Origin of the sequence: Bradyrhizobium sp. 604_D8_N2_3, assembly GCF_051810765.1 — a bacterium.
Lineage (GTDB): Bacteria > Pseudomonadota > Alphaproteobacteria > Rhizobiales > Xanthobacteraceae > Bradyrhizobium > Bradyrhizobium barranii.
Map to the genome: position 1 here is coordinate 6,357,648 of NZ_JBPWPM010000001.1, position 18,319 is coordinate 6,375,966.

Sequence of the window (18,319 nt, forward strand, 5' to 3'; positions counted from 1 at the left end):
GTCAGCTTGCCCTCGCAAGAGCCCACTTCATGTTCAGGTACGGCCAGACATGCCCAACCGATTCCCAACTCCACAATTTGCGCTTGGTCAGAAGCTCGACGGCAGAATGCAGTCGCCTTTCATCGACGAGTTCCGCGAACAACGGAACTTTCTTTTCGAGCAAGTCCAAGATCCACGGTGCTAAGGGTCCATTAAGCCATTCAGGCATCGGCGAGTTGAAGCCGACCTTGCGCCGTCCCATCCGGATCGCCTCGGGCATCGCTCCCGCCATGGCCTGGCGCGCCACCATCTTGGTGTAGCCCTGGGACCATTTGCTCTCGTCAGGCAGCGCCATGGTGTAGGTCACCAGCCGCCAATCCATGAACGGCATTCTCACCTCGATGCCATGCGCCATTGAAAGACGGTCGAAGTTCCGCAAGATAGTCGGCAGAACAGTACTGTGAAACATGCGATAAAGCCGGCGGTTGAGCGGCCCCCAGCTCGAAGGGAGTCTGTCGCCTTCCGCTGCGAGGTCGAACGGCTTCGGGAGTGCGCGCAGGCCGCCCCTCAGGAAATATCGTCCCCGCTGCCCCAGTATTGCTGCACGGGAGAGATCCGCAGCCCGTCGCGCGAGTTGCGAATGAAGCATTCCCGCCGCTAGAGCATTCCGGAGCTTGAAAGCCGCGGACTGCCCCTGCTGTAGGTAGGCGCCCATCAGCTCGTCAGCCCCGTGGCCGTCGAGCGAAACAGTGACGCTGTGCTGGCGGAGTTCGCGATAGATCAGCCAGACTGCGCTGGGCAGACTGATATACACGTCGTCATTGTCGTCGATGATGCGGTCAATCTCGTTCAGCGCATCCTTGTCCCCGATCGGGAGCATGGTGGGAGAAATGCCGGCCCATCGCGCCGCTTCCTCGGCCATTGGCCGCTCGTCGTTGGAAGAGCCCGGAAAAATCGCCACGAACGCGTGACGCCAAGACACATTGTCCCGCGGCCCAAGTCCGCTCTTCTCGTGCGCGGCCATCGCACATGCCACGGCCGAGGAATCAAATCCGCCGGACAGGCACGTGCCAATGGGCACATCACTGCGCATGCGCAGCGCAACCGAATCCATGAACAACTCGCGGAATCGCGCGACTCGCTCCGGCTCCGTTCTCGGGACCTCAGGCAGATGGTCAACTGTACGCCACCAGCGCTTGATCTCGAGGCGCCCTTCCCGCAGCCACATGCAATGCCCTGCCTGGAGGCGGCTGACCTCACGCCACAATGTTCGCGTACTTGCTTCGACGCCGAAAGGGTCAACCATCAGCCGCCGGGCGACGTCCGCATCGACGGCGCTGTCAACGAACCTGCTTCGAACCAAGGCGCGCTGCTCTGACGAAAACACGAACCGTGTCCCCGATCTGGCATAGAGCAGCGGCTTCACGCCAAAGCGGTCGCGCGCAAGGAAGAGCTCCCTTGTGACAGTATCGTAGATCGCAAGAGCCCACATGCCGTTGAACTTCTGCAGCATGGCCTCGCCCCAGGCATTCCAGCCAGCGAGAATGACCTCGGTATCCGAGTCGCTGCAAAAAATCGCGCCTGCGCTCTCCAACTCTCGGCGCAGCTCGAGAAAATTATAGATCTCTCCGTTGAATACGATCGTATATCGGCCATCGCTGGACATCATCGGCTGCGAGCCACGGTCGCTGACGTCGATAATCGCCAGCCGCCGATGCCCCAATCCGACCGTGCGATCCGCGCTGAGCCATACACCCGCGCCGTCCGGCCCGCGGTGCGAAAGCAAGTCCGTGAGCCTGCCAAGCTCGTCCGCCGCGACCGGCTTGCCTCCGAAATCGACGATCCCAGCTATGCCGCACATCAGTCCAGGTAACCTATATGGGGAGAACAGAAATCCTTGACGCCAAGCAGCCTCCGGTCTCCTGCAGCCCTCAGCACCAGTTCGTCACCGTAACCATACAAAAGCCCTGAGTGCAATGACACGCAGGTCTTCGCGGCAGCTGGCGCGATATGGGCCGAATTGAGACGCCGCCGCCACCGCTATGAAGATCGCAACGGCGGAGACGCAATACAGGCCGCCGACAACCGGCCAGCTTGCGTGCACGGCAAGCCCGTCCAAACTCATCAGCTGCCCCAACAAGATAGCGGTTCCTATGCCGACGAGCAGCGGCAGCGCCACGAGATGAGCGAACCGCGACCAGATCGAAATCTGCCTGAAGGTGGACTTGAGCAAGAGAGCGGTCGCGACATTCTGAGCCGCTACGCCCACACATGCGCTCCACCCGGCTGCAGACCATCCGAAATAAGGAAGCGCGAGAGCGCTGGTTGTCAAAGTGAAGAACGCTGTCACCAGGGAAATCAGCGCTGTCGACTTCGAACGGCCTTGCGCCAGTAGAAAGAACGCAAATACGTTCACGCCGCAGCCAAGCATGCCGCCGATCGCCAGGACCATCAGCACATGACGCGCACCCGAAGCCAACTCGGGGCCTGCCCATAATGTCAGGAGCGGGCCGGCCGCAGGAACGATCGCGCCGAGCGCGCTTGCAGCAAGCAGGTTCAAGATCCACGACGAGCGAAAGACCAGTTCCGCCTTGCGCTCACACGTCTCGTCCTGCATCCCGCTGAAGAAGGGAAACAAGATCTCGCCGACCTTGAGGATGCCGATGTAGACGGCCTCCTCGAGCCGTTGAGCAACCGAATAAAATCCGACGAATTGAGGTGCCAACATGATTCCGAGCAGGTAACGGTCGGCCTGCGCTGCGATCAGCGCTCCGCCTTGGGCTGCCATTTGCCAGGAGCCCACATGCAAAATTCGGCGAATCGATTCGCGTCGGAGAGCCGGCCAAGCCATCCAACGGCTCGAGGAACGGAGAGCAAGCGCAAGGACGGCCGCCAGGTTCGCCATCAAACCCGCTGCCTGACATGCAATAAAGGTCGAGGGGATCGGACGGCCGGGGAGCAGGACCAGCATCGACACGGTCGCAACCACCGTGCCGAGCATGGCGGCGGCGGATATCCGCGCATAGTCCTGCCGCGCGATCAGGAGGGCGAGCGGAACTGACATCAGACACTGGCAAAGCCACCCGCTTGCACCAAAAGCAAACGCGACGCCGAGATCCTCTCCAGTATTACCGGGCAAGTTGAAAGCGAGTCGCGCTAGCTGCGGCCCTGCGAAGGCAAACGCGAACGATAGCAAGACGCCGACCACGAGCGCCAGGAACATCGCTGTCGCAAACAGCCTGCGCGTATCCCCTATCCGCTCATGTGCAAGCCCGTGAGCCAACTCTCGCGAGGTCGACAACGACAAGGCACTGCTGAAGATCAAGGCGGGCGCCATGCACGCCACAACAAGGGACGCCACACCAAACGCGGGCACACCCAGACGACGCACGGCAAAGGGCAAGATCATCAGGTTCAGCGCGGCGACGACGACGAACGCCGCAACGTTCCAGATCGAATTTCCGACCAGCCGCTTCGCGCCGCCGCCTTGGGTCATCGCGCCACGCGAGCCAGTCGCTCCATCACTGGAAAGACCGGATCCCTTCAATGACTTCCTGTTGCTGAGCAGGTGTTATCTCGGCGAACATCGGCAAGGACAAAATCCGGCTCTGGTCCCGAAATGCATGCGGGAATTCTTCCGGACGATGACCGAAGCGACTGTAGGCCGGCAGAAACGGCAGCGCAGTCGGATAATTGACAGCTGTCTGTATGCCTTTCGACGCGAGGTAAGCTGCCAATTTGTCACGCTGCGGATGCTTGATTGTGTACAGATGGTAGACGTGATCCCGGCCCGGGGCCACTTGGGGGATCTCGATGGCTTCGATCTGGTTGAGGGCGTTGTCGTAGCGCTTCGCCGCCTCCTGACGCGCTTTGGTCCACTCCGCAAGGTGCGGTAGCTTTGCCGACAGAATTGCCGCCTGCAGGCCGTCAAGGCGACTGTTGATCCCTTCGATCTGATGCTGGTGCTTGAGCAGTCCTCCGTGCCGCGCAAGCATGGCAATACGTTCGGCGAGGTCCGGATCCTTCGTAACCACCGCGCCGGCATCGCCCATCGCCCCCAGGTTCTTTCCCGGATAGAACGAATAGGTCGCTGCCTGCCCGAAGGTGCCGATCTGCTGGCCCTTGTAGCGCGCCAGATGCGCCTGCGCGCAGTCCTCGACCACCCATAGCTTCTGCTTGCGCGCGATCGCCATGATCGCGTCCATGTCCGCCGGTTGTCCGTACAGATGCACCGGAATGATGCCCACCGTTCGCGGCGTAATCGCAGCTTCGATCGCCGCCGGATCAATGGTGAAGTTCGCGCCGTCGGTGTCGCAAAAAATCGGCGTTGCGCCGGCATGTGTGATCATCGCCGATGTGCTGATCCACGAATGCGCTGTGGTGATGACCTCGTCGCCGGGCTGCACCTTGAGTGCCGACATTGCAAGATAGAGCGCGTCGGTCCCGTTGGCGCAGGACACGCAATGCTTGATATCGACTGCCTTGGCGAAGTCCCGCTCGAAGGCATCGACGTAGGGTCCGCGAATGAAGGAATTGTCGCGAATTACCGCGGCTATCGCCGCATCAATATCGCCCTTGATGTTTTGATACTGCAGCTGCAGATCCGCGTAGGGTACCAGCATGAATCCACCTTCTAATTCCGGGGCACCAACCGTCGCGCGGGATTTCCGGCATAAGTGCCGGCGGCCGCGATGTCCATGGTGACGACCGAACCCGCCCCGATCACCACATCGTCGGCAATGCGCACCGGCATGATGGTGGCGTTAGAGCCGATCGACACTCGGTTGCCTATCACTGTGTTCCGCCACAACGCCTTGTCGCCGCGAGCCGGGCCGCCGGTGGCGAAGGTATCATTGATGAACATCACGCCGTGACCGACAAAGCAATCCTCGCCGATCGTCACCAGTTCGCAGATGAAGGCGTGCGACTGCACCCGGCTGCGGGCGCCGATGGTAACGCCCTTCTGGACCTCGGTGAAAGGTCCGACAAAACAATCGTCGCCGATCTCACAGTCATAGAGATTGCAGGGTTCGACGATCTTTACCCGGGCGCCGAACGTCACGTCGCGTACTGCGACATGATTTGATTGCGGCTGGTTCACGACGCCATACCGAGGCGGCACAGCCGCGGCGTGAAATGCAGCGGGACTTCCTGCCCGGTCTCGACCGACTCATAGAGCGCGGAGATCAGCTCCAGGCTCTTGCGGCCCTCAAGCCCGTCCACCAGCGCCGCTCGCTGATTGATCAGGCAATCGATGACGTGCTGGTAATAGGCCTGATGGCCGAAGCCGTAGACATTCGGCGGATTGACGGAAAATTTTTCAACCACATCCTTGTCTGACGCAAGCTCGTCGACAAAACGCCAATGCCTGATCTGATTGACCGCAAAGCCAGCGATTTCAACCGTGCCGCCCTCGCCGAGGATCGAAAGCGAGCCTTCGAGGTCGGTCGGGCGGGCCGCGGTGGTCGCCTCGATGATGCCGAGCGCCCCGTTGCGGAATTTCAGCGTTGCGACAGCGGTATCTTCAGTTTCAATCCTGGCAAGCGCAGTAATCGCGCGGGCGTGAACGCTGACGACATCCCCGAAAAACCACTCCAGCATATCGACATGATGGCTGGCCTGGTTGGTGAGCACACCACCGTCCTGAGCCCAGGTTCCGCGCCAGTCGTCCTGATCGTAGTAAGACTGATCGCGACACCAGCGCACCCGAACCGTCCCCAAAATCAATCGGCCGAACCTGCCAGCGTTTAGCGCCTCACGCGCCTTGACGACGGGAACGTTGAAGCGGTTCTGCTTGACAATGAACAGCTTGACGCCTGCTTCATCGCAAGCACGGATCATCGCGTCGGCGTCCTGGAGACGCAACGCCATCGGCTTTTCGACGACGACATGCTTGCCTGCCTTTGCGCAGGCGATCACGTGTTCAGGATGCATTCCGCTCGGGGTCAGGACCGCTACCGCGTCGATATCCTTGCGGGCAAGAAAGTCGTCGATGTCGTAGCTTGCCGGGACGCCGAACTTCGAGGCAACGGCGTCGGCGCGCCTGCGAATTGGGTCGCAAACCGCGACGAGGCGCGCTCCGTCGATATGCCCCCCCCCCAATAGCTCCGAATGGCGCTTGGCAATGCGCCCACAACCAAGCAGACCGAATCTGATCATGAAACTTGTCCTGCTAATCCGAAACGGCTCACCAACGATCGGTTGATCACCCAGTCCACCCCGAAGCCTCGCCAATAACCACGCTTGAATACTAGAAAAAGCGCAAAACAATCAAGAGGGTTGAGTTCCTGTGATAAGTATCGGAAACTGCCCTAGTCTAGTCCAATGAGCAACTCTCATAAAGAACGCCTGTGCCAACTCCGTGAATCCGTTGGGCTACAGGCCCAGCAGGACAATCGTTTGGATCGGGAAACAGCAAGACGGCCTCGGATCTCGGATATCCGGCGTCGCCTGCCCTGAACCGGGGCGCTTGAGCGCATGACCGCCGCGACTCTTCTGCTGGCCGCCTTCTCGATGCTCGGCGCCGCCATTTACCTCGTCAAAAAGACGCGAGGCTTCATCTCCGCCACGTCAATGCTGCTCAGCTTCCTGCTGCTGCTCTATGGCCCCGCCTACCTCGTTTACATGCTTTACTACAATCAGGATTCCCCGATCTATCGGGAGCTGATGAAGACGCCTTACTTTGATGATGCGTCCGCGTCTCTCAATCTCGCGATCGCCATGACGTATCTGGGTTGTATCATCGGGATCGAGTTGATCGATCGATTAGCCCCACGAAGAGCGCTAAAACTGACCCAGACACTGCAAGACTGGAATGCCAATCCACTTCGGAGCGCATCCTCGATCGACGGCTGGTTGATTGCGGTCAATGCGACCCTGATTGCGCTCATGGCCTGGACTTCCATACGGGAGCACCATATCGCCGTCATATTGGGCTTTCTCGAGACGGCCAATTCGCAATCCGCAAAAGGGGAATATCGCCTGCTGCATGCGGGAAGCGCCTCCTATGCCTACCGGGTCGCGCTTACCTCAATCGCTCCCTTTCTCCTGACGTGGAGCTTTCTCGAAGGTCTGATCAAGCGCAATTGGCTATTGCTCGCGACTGCCTGCGTGCTGTTCGGGCTCACACTGCTTGGTCGCCTGGAAACCCTCAGCAAGGTGCCGATAGCTTTGCTGGCGGCACAGATTGGCCTGGCCACGCTGCTTTCCTTTCGTAATCGAAACAGTGTCGGCCTCGGCGTCGCCGCCGCGACTGCGGTTGCCCTTGTGTTTTATCCTCTGGTCGAGCTCTCGATCCCGGAGGCTTCGCGCGCCACATCAGCCACGGAGTTTTTCTTCTGGCGCACGTTCTTCATCTCGAATGAAGTGCTGCTGGAATATTTCAGCGCGATTCCATATTACATCTCGCATACTTGGGGCCTCAACATTCGCGTTGTGGCGATTTTGTTCAACAAGGAATTCACTCCAGCCTACGAACAGGTCTCATTGTTGTGGCGGGGTCAATCCGGCTCGACCAGCAATGCGATGTTCATCGCCGACGCCTGGGCGGATTTTTCCTTTTTTGGCGTCGCCGTGACCAGCATTCTGGCGGGAGCGATCTGTAGAATGATTGACGTCATCTTCGTTGCCGAAGGCAAGTCGCCGATGACAATCGGGCTACTTGGCTGTTCATTTATTGGCATCGTCCAGCTCATGCTCAGCTCGATACAGTCTGCAATGCTAGGCGGGGGATTGGCAAGCATTCCGTTGACGCTGTTTGCATTGATCAAGGCAAGAGATATTCTTCATCGGCGCAGAAAGTAATGGCACGCCAATGCCCGCAGTGAGACCTTGGGTACGGATTAGATGATCGCTGTCCAGAGGCTGCTCCCATTGATCGTCCTGCTGTTCGGATTTATTGCGCTTCCTGAATTTGCGCGTAGCGACGAACCTGTCAGCGGCAATGACATCCGTATCGGAACAATTTTCAGCCACGATGAAGTGACTGAAGGCAGGCTGATTCGGACTCGCGTGATCTCTGAATATTTCAAGAAGATCAACAACGGCGGCGGCATCTCGGGTCGCAAGGTCGTGGTCATCGCATATGACGACGAGGACAACTCGAAGAAGACCCTAGACTTGGCTCGAACGCTCGTCGAAAGGGATCATGTTGCCTGCCTGTTCGACCTGAACGCTAGAGCGAACGAAATTGTCCACCCATATGTGAGATTGAAGAAGATACCTGTTTTGTTTCACTGGGTGCCCAGCTTTCGACAGGCGAAAATACTGGGAAGCTATGTATCCTGGCATTTGCCTGACTCCACTATTGCGATGATCCAACCAGCGAACTCGGAATACACCAGCGGGTTTTATGAAGGTCTGGGCATGGAGCGCGCTCGAACGTCAATTGCGCATGCCGACGAGATAAAGAAACTCGATGAACGCGTGAACCAGGTTGAGCTCGTGAGCATAGGTCGTTCCGGACTGTTTGTTATGTTTGGTCCTGAGACTCTGCAGCTGAAGCTGAGCCGCGATCTTGCCAAGTTGGAGTGGAAGCCTGTTCTTGTCATGAGCGATGCAGCCTTGTCGCTCGACCACGGACGGCTCAATCCTAGTGCACAGATCATCTCGATAGCGAATGAGGGCGCTGTCACTTCACTGGATTCAGCGAAATGGAAGACGTTCAGCCGGGCGCACCTGCCACAGGATGACTGGGATTCCAACGCGGCTGCTTACGGTTACTCCCTGGCGCGATCGATCGAGTTGACACTACGAGACCCGAGCGAGGTGAACCGCTGCAAACTCGATGTCGTGCGCTTTAGCGGTCGCAATTGGGACATAGCAGAGCCCGGAATCCCTTGCGAACCTGAACAACTACGAAAATGATTCAACTTTCCTGTCGGAAGTTCCGTGCTCGCTGCGGTATGGCAAGTACTCAGCAGCCGCCGCTGGCGAATGATTCCTCGACAACACACTGACACCCAAACCGAGAAACAGAAAAAGCGGCAGGTCTCTCCCGATCTGGCCATAACTCATGCTGAGCATGATCATAAATGCGTTTAGCAAAAACGGGAAAAGCATCTCGTCGTCGGAACGGGCCGACTTAGCGAGGGACAAGGGTACCCAGATAATCAACAGCGAAAATGCTATCCCAGCTATCCAGCCAAGCTCAATAATTGTTTGTGCGAGATCATTGTGGGGTGACATACCCTGAAAGCATCCCAAGTTACCAAAAGACATGAATCCAAAACCAAAGAAACCAGCCCGCGGAATGAGATCGAAAGCGTCGGACATCAGTTGCTTTCGAATAGCGACCGAGTTTCTGGTATTTACCTGCTCACAACTGGTTGTGGTCGCTTCGGGATTTCTTGATGCCGCATGGGACGGGGGAAAGATGCCGGCTGAGCCAATGCTGCTTGAGCTAGTTCCCTCGATCGTGTAGCGCAAATAGAGGTCCGCATTGGTGGATCTGGCAATCAAGCCGAGACCCGTTGATGCAACAAGGAGGCCTAACAAGCCCGAGGCAAAGCGCCGCCGATGCTTTGACACCAAGGCACAGAGCGCCGCGCAAGCCATAATCGCCAAAAGTGAGAAACGGACCATCGAGGCAGCAAAGACCGCCGTCGAGATTCCGATCATGGCCACGGCTACGTATCGGGTCCAAGCTCGCCAATTATTTCCCGAAGACAATAATACGATAACACAGATGCCTAGAGAGGTTGAAAAAGCCGTCGTTGCGCTATCAAACCCCAGCACGAACGGCCTTCCCAAGGCGCCACGCTGGGAATCTGAGATGAGATATGGAACCGTCAGGACTGCACCCGCGCAAACGACGGCAGCCGATGTCCAAAAGGAGGTCGCCCGCAGGACGGACAGATCCTCCTTAGCAAGAAAACGTCCAGCAAAATAAGCCGACGCTGCCAGCATCAGCAATACAAATTCCCGAAGGTCTGCATGAACGGGATTGTTGGCAAAAGATGCGCCTGCGCAGACAATCAGAACCAGGAACGGAACATCCAGCGCGGAGAAGCGGAAATCTCTAAAGGAGCCGAAAACCATCATCATAAGGACGGTCAGGCCCAGATATGACGCCGTAAAAGCGCCGAATCCATTCAGGCCCAAAGATCCATATATCAAGACAAATACCGCAGAGCCGGAAAGTGCTAGAGCAAACGCCAAGCTCGCTGCTTTCGGTATCCTGATCAATGGTCCCGCCCCCTCAGCATACTGTTGGCGAATAGTACGTCCTAGTACAAAGCTTAATCGACCATTACTTCAATATATCAGAACATCGGTTGCTGGCCCAAGCGCAGGATCGGATCGCTCAATCGGTCATCTAATTGCATCAGACGCTCAAGAAAGATTGCCAGGAGATGAGGATGATGCTGCAGCCCGGGCAACCCAGGATCCTTAAATCGCCAGAAAGCAGGAACCGGGTCTAACCGCCACGGGGCGATCCTTCACCCGGCCGAATTGGCGCTCAGGGCGAAAGCCAAACTCTATTTGCGCTGGGAACCCATCGCTTCCCTGATCCGTCGGCGGGCGGCGCAAGGTGGTCCGATGCAAGTCCGAACCCGATGCCAAGAGATCATGTAAGCCATTTCTGCAATGAAGATATCGACACGCGGATCTTGATGAGTTACCGCACCCTCGGCAGCCATGGGTCCGGCTCCGTCTGCCGGGCGCGATGCGGTATTTTCATACCAACAAGCGATCCACGTTTCGGCCTTCCCATCACACCCGGGAGGTGGAGCGCGACTGGCAAAATACAGGGCAAGGACGTCTTTTCAGCCGAGACCGATCCGCGCGCTTCGGTAGCCGCGATCGAGAATGCCTTGCCACCATGCCCGGTTGTCGCAGAACCAGCGGATAGTTTTGGCAAGGCCGCTCTCGAAATCCTCACGTGGGCGCCAGCCAAGCTCGCGCTCGATCTTTCCGGGATCCATGGCGTAGCGACGGTCGTGGCCGGGACGATCGGTTACGAAGCTGATGAGGTCCCGGCGCGGAGCCGCGGCGCCGGGCAAGATTTCATCGAGCAGATCGCAGATGCGCACCACCACATCCAGGTTGGTCCGTTCGCAGCGCGCCCCGATGTTATAGGTCTCCCCAACGCCGCCACGCTCGAGCACCAACATCAGCGCGTCCGCGTGATCGGTGACATAGAGCCAGTCGCGGACGTTGCTACCGTCGCCGTAGACCGGCAGCGGCTCGTTCGCTAGTCCGCGAATGATCATGTGTGGGATCAGCTTCTCGGGAAAATGATATGGCCCGTAATTGTTCGAGCAATTGGTCACCAAGGTGGGAAGGCCATAGGTCTCGCGCCAGGAACGGACGAGATGATCGGACGCCGCCTTGCTAGCGGAGTACGGAGAGTTCGGCGCGTAGGAAGTCTGCTCGGTGAACAGACCGCTGGGGCCGAGTGACCCGAACACCTCATCGGTCGAGACGTGAAGAAATCGGAAGCGGGCGCGCTTCTCGGGCGTCAGGCGCCGCCAGTGGCGCAACGCCTGTTGCAGCAGGGTAAACGTGCCCACCACATTAGTACTGATGAACTCCGCCGGGCCGTCGATCGAACGGTCCACGTGGCTTTCGGCCGCGAGGTTCATCACGGCATCCGGCTGGTATTTCTCGAATAGGCTCTGCAACCCGGCGCTTTCGCTGATGCATTGCTGCTCGAAAGCATAGCGCGGATGACCGGCCGCGCCCTGCAGGGAATCGAGGTTGGCTGCGTAGGTCAGCTTGTCGACATTGACGACGCGTGCGCCGCTATCCGAAAGGAGATGGCGGATCACGGCTGAGCCGATGAAGCCGGCGCCGCCGGTCACGAAAATAGTGGTCCCGTCAAAACGCATACCGTCTCCGTTTCAGGAACCACCAACCTCGCGCCCGAAGAAGCGGTAGACCGACAACAGGTATTGGCCGTAGCTGCTCTTGGCGTTCTTCTGCGCCAGCTTCTCGAAGGCGGCCAAGGAGATGTAGCCATTCCGCAGCGCGATTTCTTCGGGACAGGCGATGCGCAGGCCCTGGCGCTGCTCCAGGATCTGAACGAAATGGCTTGCTTCGACAAGCGAGGAATGCGTGCCAGTGTCGAGCCAGGCCATCCCGCGGCCCATGACCCGTACGAACAGCTCTCCACGCTCCATATAGGCGCGGTTGACGTCGGTGATCTCGAGCTCGCCCCGTGAAGACGGCGCTATCCCGGCGGCGATATCGAGGACATCATTGTCGTAAAAATAAAGACCCGTCACGGCGATGTTGGACCGCGGAACTAGCGGCTTCTCCTCGATGGAGAGCACGCGCCCGCCGGCATCAAGTTCGACAACGCCATATTGCTCCGGGGTGTTGACGGGATATCCAAAAATCGTGGCGCCAGCCCCCCGCGCAGCGGCTTGGCAAAGCATTTCCGGAAGACGATTGCCGTAGAAGATGTTGTCGCCGAGCACCAGAGCAACCGAGTCGTTTCCGACGAAGTCTCGGCCAACGATAAAAGCATCAGCCAGCCCGCGCGGACTTTCCTGATGAGAGTAGGAGAGGCGAAGTCCGATCTCGGAGCCATCACCTAGCAACCGCTGAAACAAGGGCTGGTCCTGCGGTGTCGTGATGATGAGGATGTCCCGGATACCCGCGAACATCAGGGTGGATAGAGGGTAATAGATCATCGGCTTGTCGAAGACCGGCAAAAGCTGCTTCGACACCACGGCGGTCACCGGATAGAGCCGGGAACCCGTTCCCCCCGCTAGAATGATACCCTTCATGAGTCCTCGAAGCCGCCCAACTACCAATATTAGTCGACACGCTCGCCACTTGCTAGTGAATGGCCTAGGCAACGCAAGCCGATTCTCAATCTGCGATCTTTACAACCGCTTCGGACCAAGGAAGCCGGAGGGAACGGGTTCATCGAAATAGCGCTTTTCGCAAGCAGGGCCGAATTGCGCTCGAGCGCGACATCACACCCTGACCTACGCACGGGATCGCGTTGCTTATAAGGATGAACTATCATATTATTCATCGGTCATGCCAGAGCCGCGTTTCCGTTTCTCCGACAGGGATATCGATCGGGCGGCGAGAGGCAGCCGGCCAAAACCAGAGCCAAACGACCATCAAGCCAGTATCAGCGGGCACCCGCATTGACCTATATACCCTTTAACAAGCCTCAGGCCACCGGCAATGAGCGCGGCTATATCGACCAAGCGATCGCTCATCGTCAACTCTCCGGGGACGGGCCGTTTACCAAGCGTTGTCACCAGTGGATCGAAAGCAAGACCGGTTGCGCAAAGGCGCTTCTGACCCACTCCTGCACGGCGGCCCTGGAGCTCGCCGCGCTGCTTGTCGACATTGAACCGGGCGACGAAGTCATCATGCCCTCGTACACGTTCGTCTCGACGGCGAATGCTTTCGTGCTTCGCGGTGCAGTACCCGTCTTCGTCGATATCCGCGCGGATACGCTTAATCTGGACGAGCGGCTCATAGAGGCTGCGGTCTCTCCGCGGACGCGCGCCATCGTCCCCGTTCACTACGCGGGAGTCGCCTGCGAAATGGATTCGATCACAGCAATCGCAAGGAGGCATGATCTCAGGATCGTGGAGGATGCCGCGCAAGGCGTGATGGCAAGCTACAAGGGCCGAGCCCTCGGTTCGATCGGAGATCTCGGCGCGTTCAGCTTCCACGAAACTAAAAACATCATCTCGGGCGAAGGCGGCAGCTTGCTGGTGAATGACCGCAACCTGGTCCAGCGTGCTGAGATTCTGCGCGAAAAAGGCACGAACCGCAGCCGCTTCATCCGCGGAGAAGTCGACAAATATACCTGGGAGGATGTCGGCTCATCATTCCTGCCGAGCGAACTGGCAGCCGCCTTCCTGATGGCTCAGCTCGAACAGGCACGCGAAATCACGCAAGGGCGCCTCGCGATCTGGGACAGATATCACGATCTGCTCGCCCCGCTCGAACAAGCAGGCCTCATCCGCCGTCCGGTCGTGCCGGACGGCTGCGAGCACAACGCCCACATGTACTATGTCATCCTGGCGCCCGAGTTCGACCGACAGCACCTCTTCAGCGAGTTCAAAAATCAGCAAATCGGAGCAGTGTTTCATTACATTCCTTTGCATTCCTCCCCCGCCGGAACGCGTTTCGGCAGAACCCATGGAGAGCTGCCGCTGACTGCATCGCTCTCGCAGCGGCTCGTGAGGCTGCCAATGTGGACCAGTCTCGACGAGACCCAGCAGCAACGCGTCGTCGAGGTGCTCGGGCGCCATCTACGAGGCCAGTCCAGAGACGTCGCCAGCCGCTAGCTCTATTCGCCTCGCGCGCTCTCGCAAGACGATATGGATGTGGCTTGGCTTCTGGCGGGTCGAAGAAGATGATAATGCATCTTCGGGAATTGGGCGAACGTGGAATCGGATTCGATGGTTCCGACGTCCTGATAATCAGAACGGGCGTCTATTCCGACTTCTCTAAGGAAATCAGGCGAGATCGACCCCCGCGATGTCCCGGACGACAAGATCCAGGATGCGCCGATTGCCGCACAGCTCTCCCAACTAAGCCCCGCCAACACGAGCTTCGCGGATCCAGGATAGCCTCCGAGGGTCCAGCCAACGCCTAGCGGACGAGCGCCCAGAGCGTAAACCAGTCCGGGACTTTCTCCTGTGAGATCGAGCATCGGCTGACCGGCTTCGAAACCGCCTTCCGCAGCAAGGTGATGCAGACCGGAAATCAGCGCTCCACGTTGCTCGGTCAAAACCAGCCGGGTCTTTGCCGGACCAACCTCCGTGACGCGCCGTTGCAATCGCAGGGGCTGCGTCTGCCGGTATGGGAATTCGGTGGCGAGATGGACCAAAATTGTGGTGCCCACAAGCGATAAGGAACCGACGCAAAGCAATGGACGCCAAGTAGCTTGCGCGACGGCCAATCTGCATGCGGCGAGCAGACCGATCATAATCCAGAAGAAGCCGGCGCGCCCCGCCGTCATCCAGCCATTGGCGTTCGTTCCCACAGCCAAGGCAAACGGAAGCAGGAAGAGTACACAAGCGGTGGCTATCGATTGACGGGACGGCCATGCTTTCAAGACGAGCGCGGAAGCGGCCGTGATGCCAGCGGCTCCCGCAAGCAAAAGATAGGTCTCCCCCGGCTCATCTGAAGCCTTGACGGCCACAAATCCAAACAGAGCGAAGATCGAAAGTGCCGAGCTGAACAAGATAATCAACGCAGCGGCGATGCGCGCAGGAGGCGTCACGGTGAAACACAAGGCCCCTATCGTCAAATACGTGCCGAAGAGCGTGACAAACCTGACCTTCGCTTCGTGACTGAAGTGGAGAAATTCCGGGCTGAAACTTTTGAGTACGCCGTCTTGAAAGGGCAACATCAGCTCGGCGAGCTTAAGACCGCCAGCCATCCGGTCAAAGAAAAGGTGCAAGGAAGAATCGATCAGCAAAGCCGCAGAGGCGAGCAGCGCGACTGCGGCGAAGGCGGCGACAAGGACTTCACGAAGCTGCAGCCGACCGGCTATCGCGGCATGCAGCAACGCGATGAAGGCAAGCGCCGCAGCGGTGGTCGGCTTCGCCAGAAACGCGCCCCCTCCTCCGAGGCCGATCAGCAGCCAGCCCGCCAGACGATATCGCGGCTCGCGAACGAGAGCGAATCCCGTTGCTGCAACCAGCAAAGACTGGAAGGTCAGGGTGTTGTAGTTCGGTGTTGGAAGCCAGAGTGCGAAGAACGAGAGCGATGCGACAGCTACGGCAAAGGCAGACGCGATGACGGCCGCGCGCGTGCTTCGGGACACTAAACTCCAGGGCCCGAAGGCAGGTAGCACAATGGCCGAAGATAGCAGGAACCCAAGGCTGATTGAAATGAGAAGATTGGTGCCCCGCAAAAGCGACACGTCGCCGCCAACCAGCTTGTACAGCGGATGATAGACAAATCCGAACTGGGTTACCGAGTATGGGTAGTTCCCCGGTTCGGCGATCGAGTGCAGGTAGAAGCCTTCGTCGGTCAAGTCGAACCCTGACCGACAGAGTAGCAACAGCCAGCTCATCAAACTTAGGCTCGCCAGCAGGATGCCAAGCAAAGCTGCCCATGAGGCGAAGTCCACCGGGCCTCCCCTTTTTTGCTCGTCAACCACTTCAACCGAACCTTTGCAATGAGACAACGTGCGCACTCTCGATGCAATCGAAGAAGCTCGTTTAACGTCGGTTTGGGGCACCAGGGCTACCCCGTCCCATGGCGGATGAGATCGAGAGCCGGGCTGCGCTGAGCCGGCGTCGCGAGCAGCGCGATCGGACGCATCGTTCCTGGATTTCCCGCGAAATCGTCGAACCTGACATTAGGATATGGTGCTGTGGCAATCATGATTGCGGGGCCAGCTCAGGACACAGCGCGGCCGATACTGTTGGCCCAAAGCATTCAGACATCAATATTTCCCTACGATGGCCCACTATCAAAATAAACCAGCGATGGTGAGGCTTCAGCGCCAAAGTAGATCCGGTCCGCGGCGTTATCAACCCACAGCGCCACCCACCAGCGGTGCGCCTCGCAGCCTTTCAGAGCAGTCGTACAAGGCATCCTTCACTCGATGTCGGCCGGCTGTTTGCCATAGCCTGCTCAATCCTCTATGACTCACCGGCCGGGTGGGAGCGGATGATCGGGTTGGCGGATCCGCCGCAAAGAACGATAGCCGAGAAAGCGGCGATTCTTCCAATCAATGTATTCAAACATTTCGATTACCTCACTCGTCTCTCCGAGCGCGACCGGTCGCGGCTCATCGCCGGCCCGCGCATTGCTCACCGCCGCCGCGATTTCAATCGGCTGGACGATCCTGCTTTGCTCTGCCTTCGATCCCAGATGGGAAAGTAACGACGACGTCACGATGTCGATGGTCGCTCATGGCTACGGCATTGCCAGCTACGGTTCGGATCTTCTGTTCTTTTCCAACGTGCTGTGGGGCTCCTTCGTCCGTAGCCTCCCGATGATCGACGGCATACTCGGCTACTCCATCGCGACATTGCTGTCGATGACACTGGCCAGCGGCGCGACCGCTTATTTTCTGTTGCGCCTGGGTGTTAGGCCGATCGTTGCCATCCTCGCCGTGATCCTCGTGTTCATGCGACCGACCCTCCTGCCGCAATTCACGGTAACAGCCGGATTGCTCGCGGTTTCGGCCGTGCTCGGCCTGCAGGCCTATTCTCGCCACGGATCTGTTCGCGATCTCGTCGCCGCATGCTGGCTTATCTTTCTCGCATTTCTGATCCGGGATCTCGAACTCGCGCTGGTCATGGCTGTTGCCCTGCCGCTGCTGCCCTGGCGCAAATTGGCCGACGCACGTCCTGCACGCTGGGCAGCGGCCGGACTTGTGATTTGCATCGCCGGCGCGACGATCACTGACGAGCGGGCCTACTCATCGCCGGAATGGCAGACCTTCCGGCAACAGAACGCGGCGCGAGCCCCCCTCACGGATTTCGGCGCGGCGAAGTTCATCCTGGATCGTCCCGAGCTCATGGACCGGCATGGCGTGTCCGCGAACGACGTTCGGATGGTCAGCGGTTGGTTCTTCGTCGACCCGCAGCTCTCCAATCCGGATTTGCTCCGGTCACTGATCGGCGAAATTCCGGCGAAGACGATGGTCGAAACAAATCTCGCGGCGAGCCTGCCTGTTGTTAACGCGTTGCCGCGGAGTCCGGAGCTGCTAGCACTGACATGTGTCGGGGCTTTCCTGCTGATGGTCTTGTTGAGGCCAGGCCTGCTGTTCGCCTGGTTACTCTTCTATGCTGCCATCCTCATACTTGCGGCGATTGGGCGCCCGCCGCCGGTTCGCGTCTGCTTCCCGCTGCTCGCACTTCTGACGCTCGCTCCTCTGGCCATGCAATCGCGATTGCCACAGTGGAGGGGGATCGTTCTGGCAGCCGCCGTGATTGCCGGCGCAATTTTTAACGGTCGGTACCTCATCAGAGAGGCCGACGCGGACAACCGAGCCATAGAGCTCGCCCGGCATCAGAAATTTTCGTCATCGGATTCGACGTTCATTTGGGGCGACGCGCTGCCATTTGAGACCGTGTTTCCGGTGTTCACACGCGCGGAGGAGGTCCGCTCAATCCGGTTCTACGGCCTGGGCGCATTGACGCTCGCGCCATTTTCCGTCCCCACCGCGGATGAAGCTGCAAACAGAGGCTTCCTGGTGCGATTGCGCTCCGAGGCGGGAATATCCCTGATCGCGGCACCGTCGCAACAGGCACTCCTGAACACGTATTGCATGGAACACTATGGGACGCCGCTGCGGACTCAGATTACAAGCAAAGGCGAACTGTGGACTATCGTGAACGCCAGCTGCGCAGCAGCAACCGAATAAACGGTGCCGCTATCCGCCCTGACCGGC

At 58.7% G+C, this 18,319-nt stretch carries 13 protein-coding genes; 4 read left to right on the plus strand and 9 right to left on the minus strand.

The genetic code is table 11. The annotated features are described in order from the left end of the window. Position 1: 1 nt before the first annotated feature. From asnB to AB7245_RS30550, 5 genes are all read right to left on the minus strand, one after another. Positions 2 to 1,840 (minus strand): asparagine synthase (glutamine-hydrolyzing), encoded by a 1,839-nt coding sequence (gene asnB, locus AB7245_RS30530; RefSeq protein WP_439035253.1) that lies wholly within the window; start codon positions 1,838 to 1,840, stop codon positions 2 to 4. 84 nt (positions 1,841 to 1,924) lie between these two features. Next, positions 1,925 to 3,475 carry a lipopolysaccharide biosynthesis protein gene (locus tag AB7245_RS30535; protein ID WP_354134150.1) on the minus strand — a complete coding sequence of 517 codons (1,551 nt, stop codon included), beginning with the start codon at positions 3,473 to 3,475 and terminating at the stop codon, positions 1,925 to 1,927. Between the two features lie 25 nt (positions 3,476 to 3,500). Then, on the minus strand, positions 3,501 to 4,601 hold the full coding sequence (locus tag AB7245_RS30540) for a DegT/DnrJ/EryC1/StrS family aminotransferase (protein ID WP_354134151.1): 1,101 nt from the start codon (positions 4,599 to 4,601) through the stop codon (positions 3,501 to 3,503). Between the two features lie 11 nt (positions 4,602 to 4,612). Then, entirely contained in the window at positions 4,613 to 5,080 is a 468-nt protein-coding gene (locus AB7245_RS30545) for an acyltransferase (RefSeq protein ID WP_354134152.1), read from the minus strand. After that, positions 5,077 to 6,213 carry a Gfo/Idh/MocA family protein gene (locus AB7245_RS30550; protein WP_439035254.1) on the minus strand — a complete coding sequence of 379 codons (1,137 nt, stop codon included), beginning with the start codon at positions 6,211 to 6,213 and terminating at the stop codon, positions 5,077 to 5,079. Before AB7245_RS30550 ends, AB7245_RS30545 begins: the two co-directional genes overlap by 4 nt. Before the next feature lie 243 nt (positions 6,214 to 6,456). Here AB7245_RS30550 and AB7245_RS30555 point away from each other — a divergent pair, with 243 nt between their 5' ends. Beyond that, on the plus strand, positions 6,457 to 7,782 hold the full coding sequence (locus AB7245_RS30555; protein WP_439035255.1) for a hypothetical protein: 1,326 nt from the start codon (positions 6,457 to 6,459) through the stop codon (positions 7,780 to 7,782). Positions 7,783 to 7,851: 69 nt separating this feature from the next. Further along, a complete protein-coding gene (locus AB7245_RS30560) occupies positions 7,852 to 8,844 on the plus strand; it encodes an ABC transporter substrate-binding protein (protein ID WP_354134155.1) in 993 nt (330 codons plus the stop codon). Here the strand turns inward: AB7245_RS30560 and AB7245_RS30565 are convergent. The 3 genes from AB7245_RS30565 to rfbA form a co-directional block, all read right to left on the minus strand. Then, the gene (locus AB7245_RS30565) at positions 8,833 to 10,164 is read right to left on the minus strand and encodes an O-antigen ligase family protein (protein ID WP_439035256.1); all 1,332 of its coding nucleotides are present in this window, start codon (positions 10,162 to 10,164) and stop codon (positions 8,833 to 8,835) included. The genes AB7245_RS30560 and AB7245_RS30565 overlap by 12 nt on opposite strands. A 581-nt stretch (positions 10,165 to 10,745) precedes the next feature. Next, positions 10,746 to 11,810: a dTDP-glucose 4,6-dehydratase gene (gene rfbB / locus AB7245_RS30570; protein ID WP_439035257.1), complete on the minus strand. Its 1,065-nt coding sequence runs from the start codon at positions 11,808 to 11,810 to the stop codon at positions 10,746 to 10,748. A gap of 12 nt (positions 11,811 to 11,822) precedes the next feature. Next, complete coding sequence (gene rfbA, locus AB7245_RS30575; RefSeq protein WP_212095421.1) at positions 11,823 to 12,713, minus strand: glucose-1-phosphate thymidylyltransferase RfbA; 891 nt, start codon at positions 12,711 to 12,713, stop codon at positions 11,823 to 11,825. Between the two features lie 372 nt (positions 12,714 to 13,085). On the opposite strand from rfbA, the gene rffA reads away from it, so the two are divergent. Continuing rightward, a complete protein-coding gene (rffA, locus tag AB7245_RS30580) occupies positions 13,086 to 14,246 on the plus strand; it encodes a dTDP-4-amino-4,6-dideoxygalactose transaminase (protein WP_354134158.1) in 1,161 nt (386 codons plus the stop codon). A gap of 2 nt (positions 14,247 to 14,248) precedes the next feature. Here rffA and AB7245_RS30585 read toward each other — a convergent pair whose 3' ends face one another. Then, positions 14,249 to 16,042, minus strand: a complete 1,794-nt coding sequence (locus tag AB7245_RS30585; protein WP_439035258.1) for a hypothetical protein — start codon at positions 16,040 to 16,042, stop codon at positions 14,249 to 14,251. Positions 16,043 to 16,651: 609 nt separating this feature from the next. On the opposite strand from AB7245_RS30585, the gene AB7245_RS30590 reads away from it, so the two are divergent. Continuing rightward, complete coding sequence (locus tag AB7245_RS30590) at positions 16,652 to 18,292, plus strand: hypothetical protein (RefSeq protein WP_354134160.1); 1,641 nt, start codon at positions 16,652 to 16,654, stop codon at positions 18,290 to 18,292. Positions 18,293 to 18,319: the final 27 nt, after the last annotated feature.

Excerpts from the sequence above, each read along its gene's own strand:
- asnB (WP_439035253.1), bottom strand. The coding sequence starts at position 1,840 with ATGTGCGGCATAGCTGGGATCGTCGATTTCGGAGGCAAGCCGGTCGCG.
- AB7245_RS30535 (WP_354134150.1), bottom strand. The coding sequence starts at position 3,475 with ATGACCCAAGGCGGCGGCGCGAAGCGGCTGGTCGGAAATTCGATCTGG.
- AB7245_RS30540 (WP_354134151.1), bottom strand. The coding sequence starts at position 4,601 with ATGCTGGTACCCTACGCGGATCTGCAGCTGCAGTATCAAAACATCAAG.
- AB7245_RS30555 (WP_439035255.1), top strand. The coding sequence starts at position 6,457 with ATGACCGCCGCGACTCTTCTGCTGGCCGCCTTCTCGATGCTCGGCGCC.
- rfbB (WP_439035257.1), bottom strand. The coding sequence starts at position 11,810 with ATGCGTTTTGACGGGACCACTATTTTCGTGACCGGCGGCGCCGGCTTC.
- rfbA (WP_212095421.1), bottom strand. The coding sequence starts at position 12,713 with ATGAAGGGTATCATTCTAGCGGGGGGAACGGGTTCCCGGCTCTATCCG.
- AB7245_RS30590 (WP_354134160.1), top strand. The coding sequence starts at position 16,652 with ATGTATTCAAACATTTCGATTACCTCACTCGTCTCTCCGAGCGCGACC.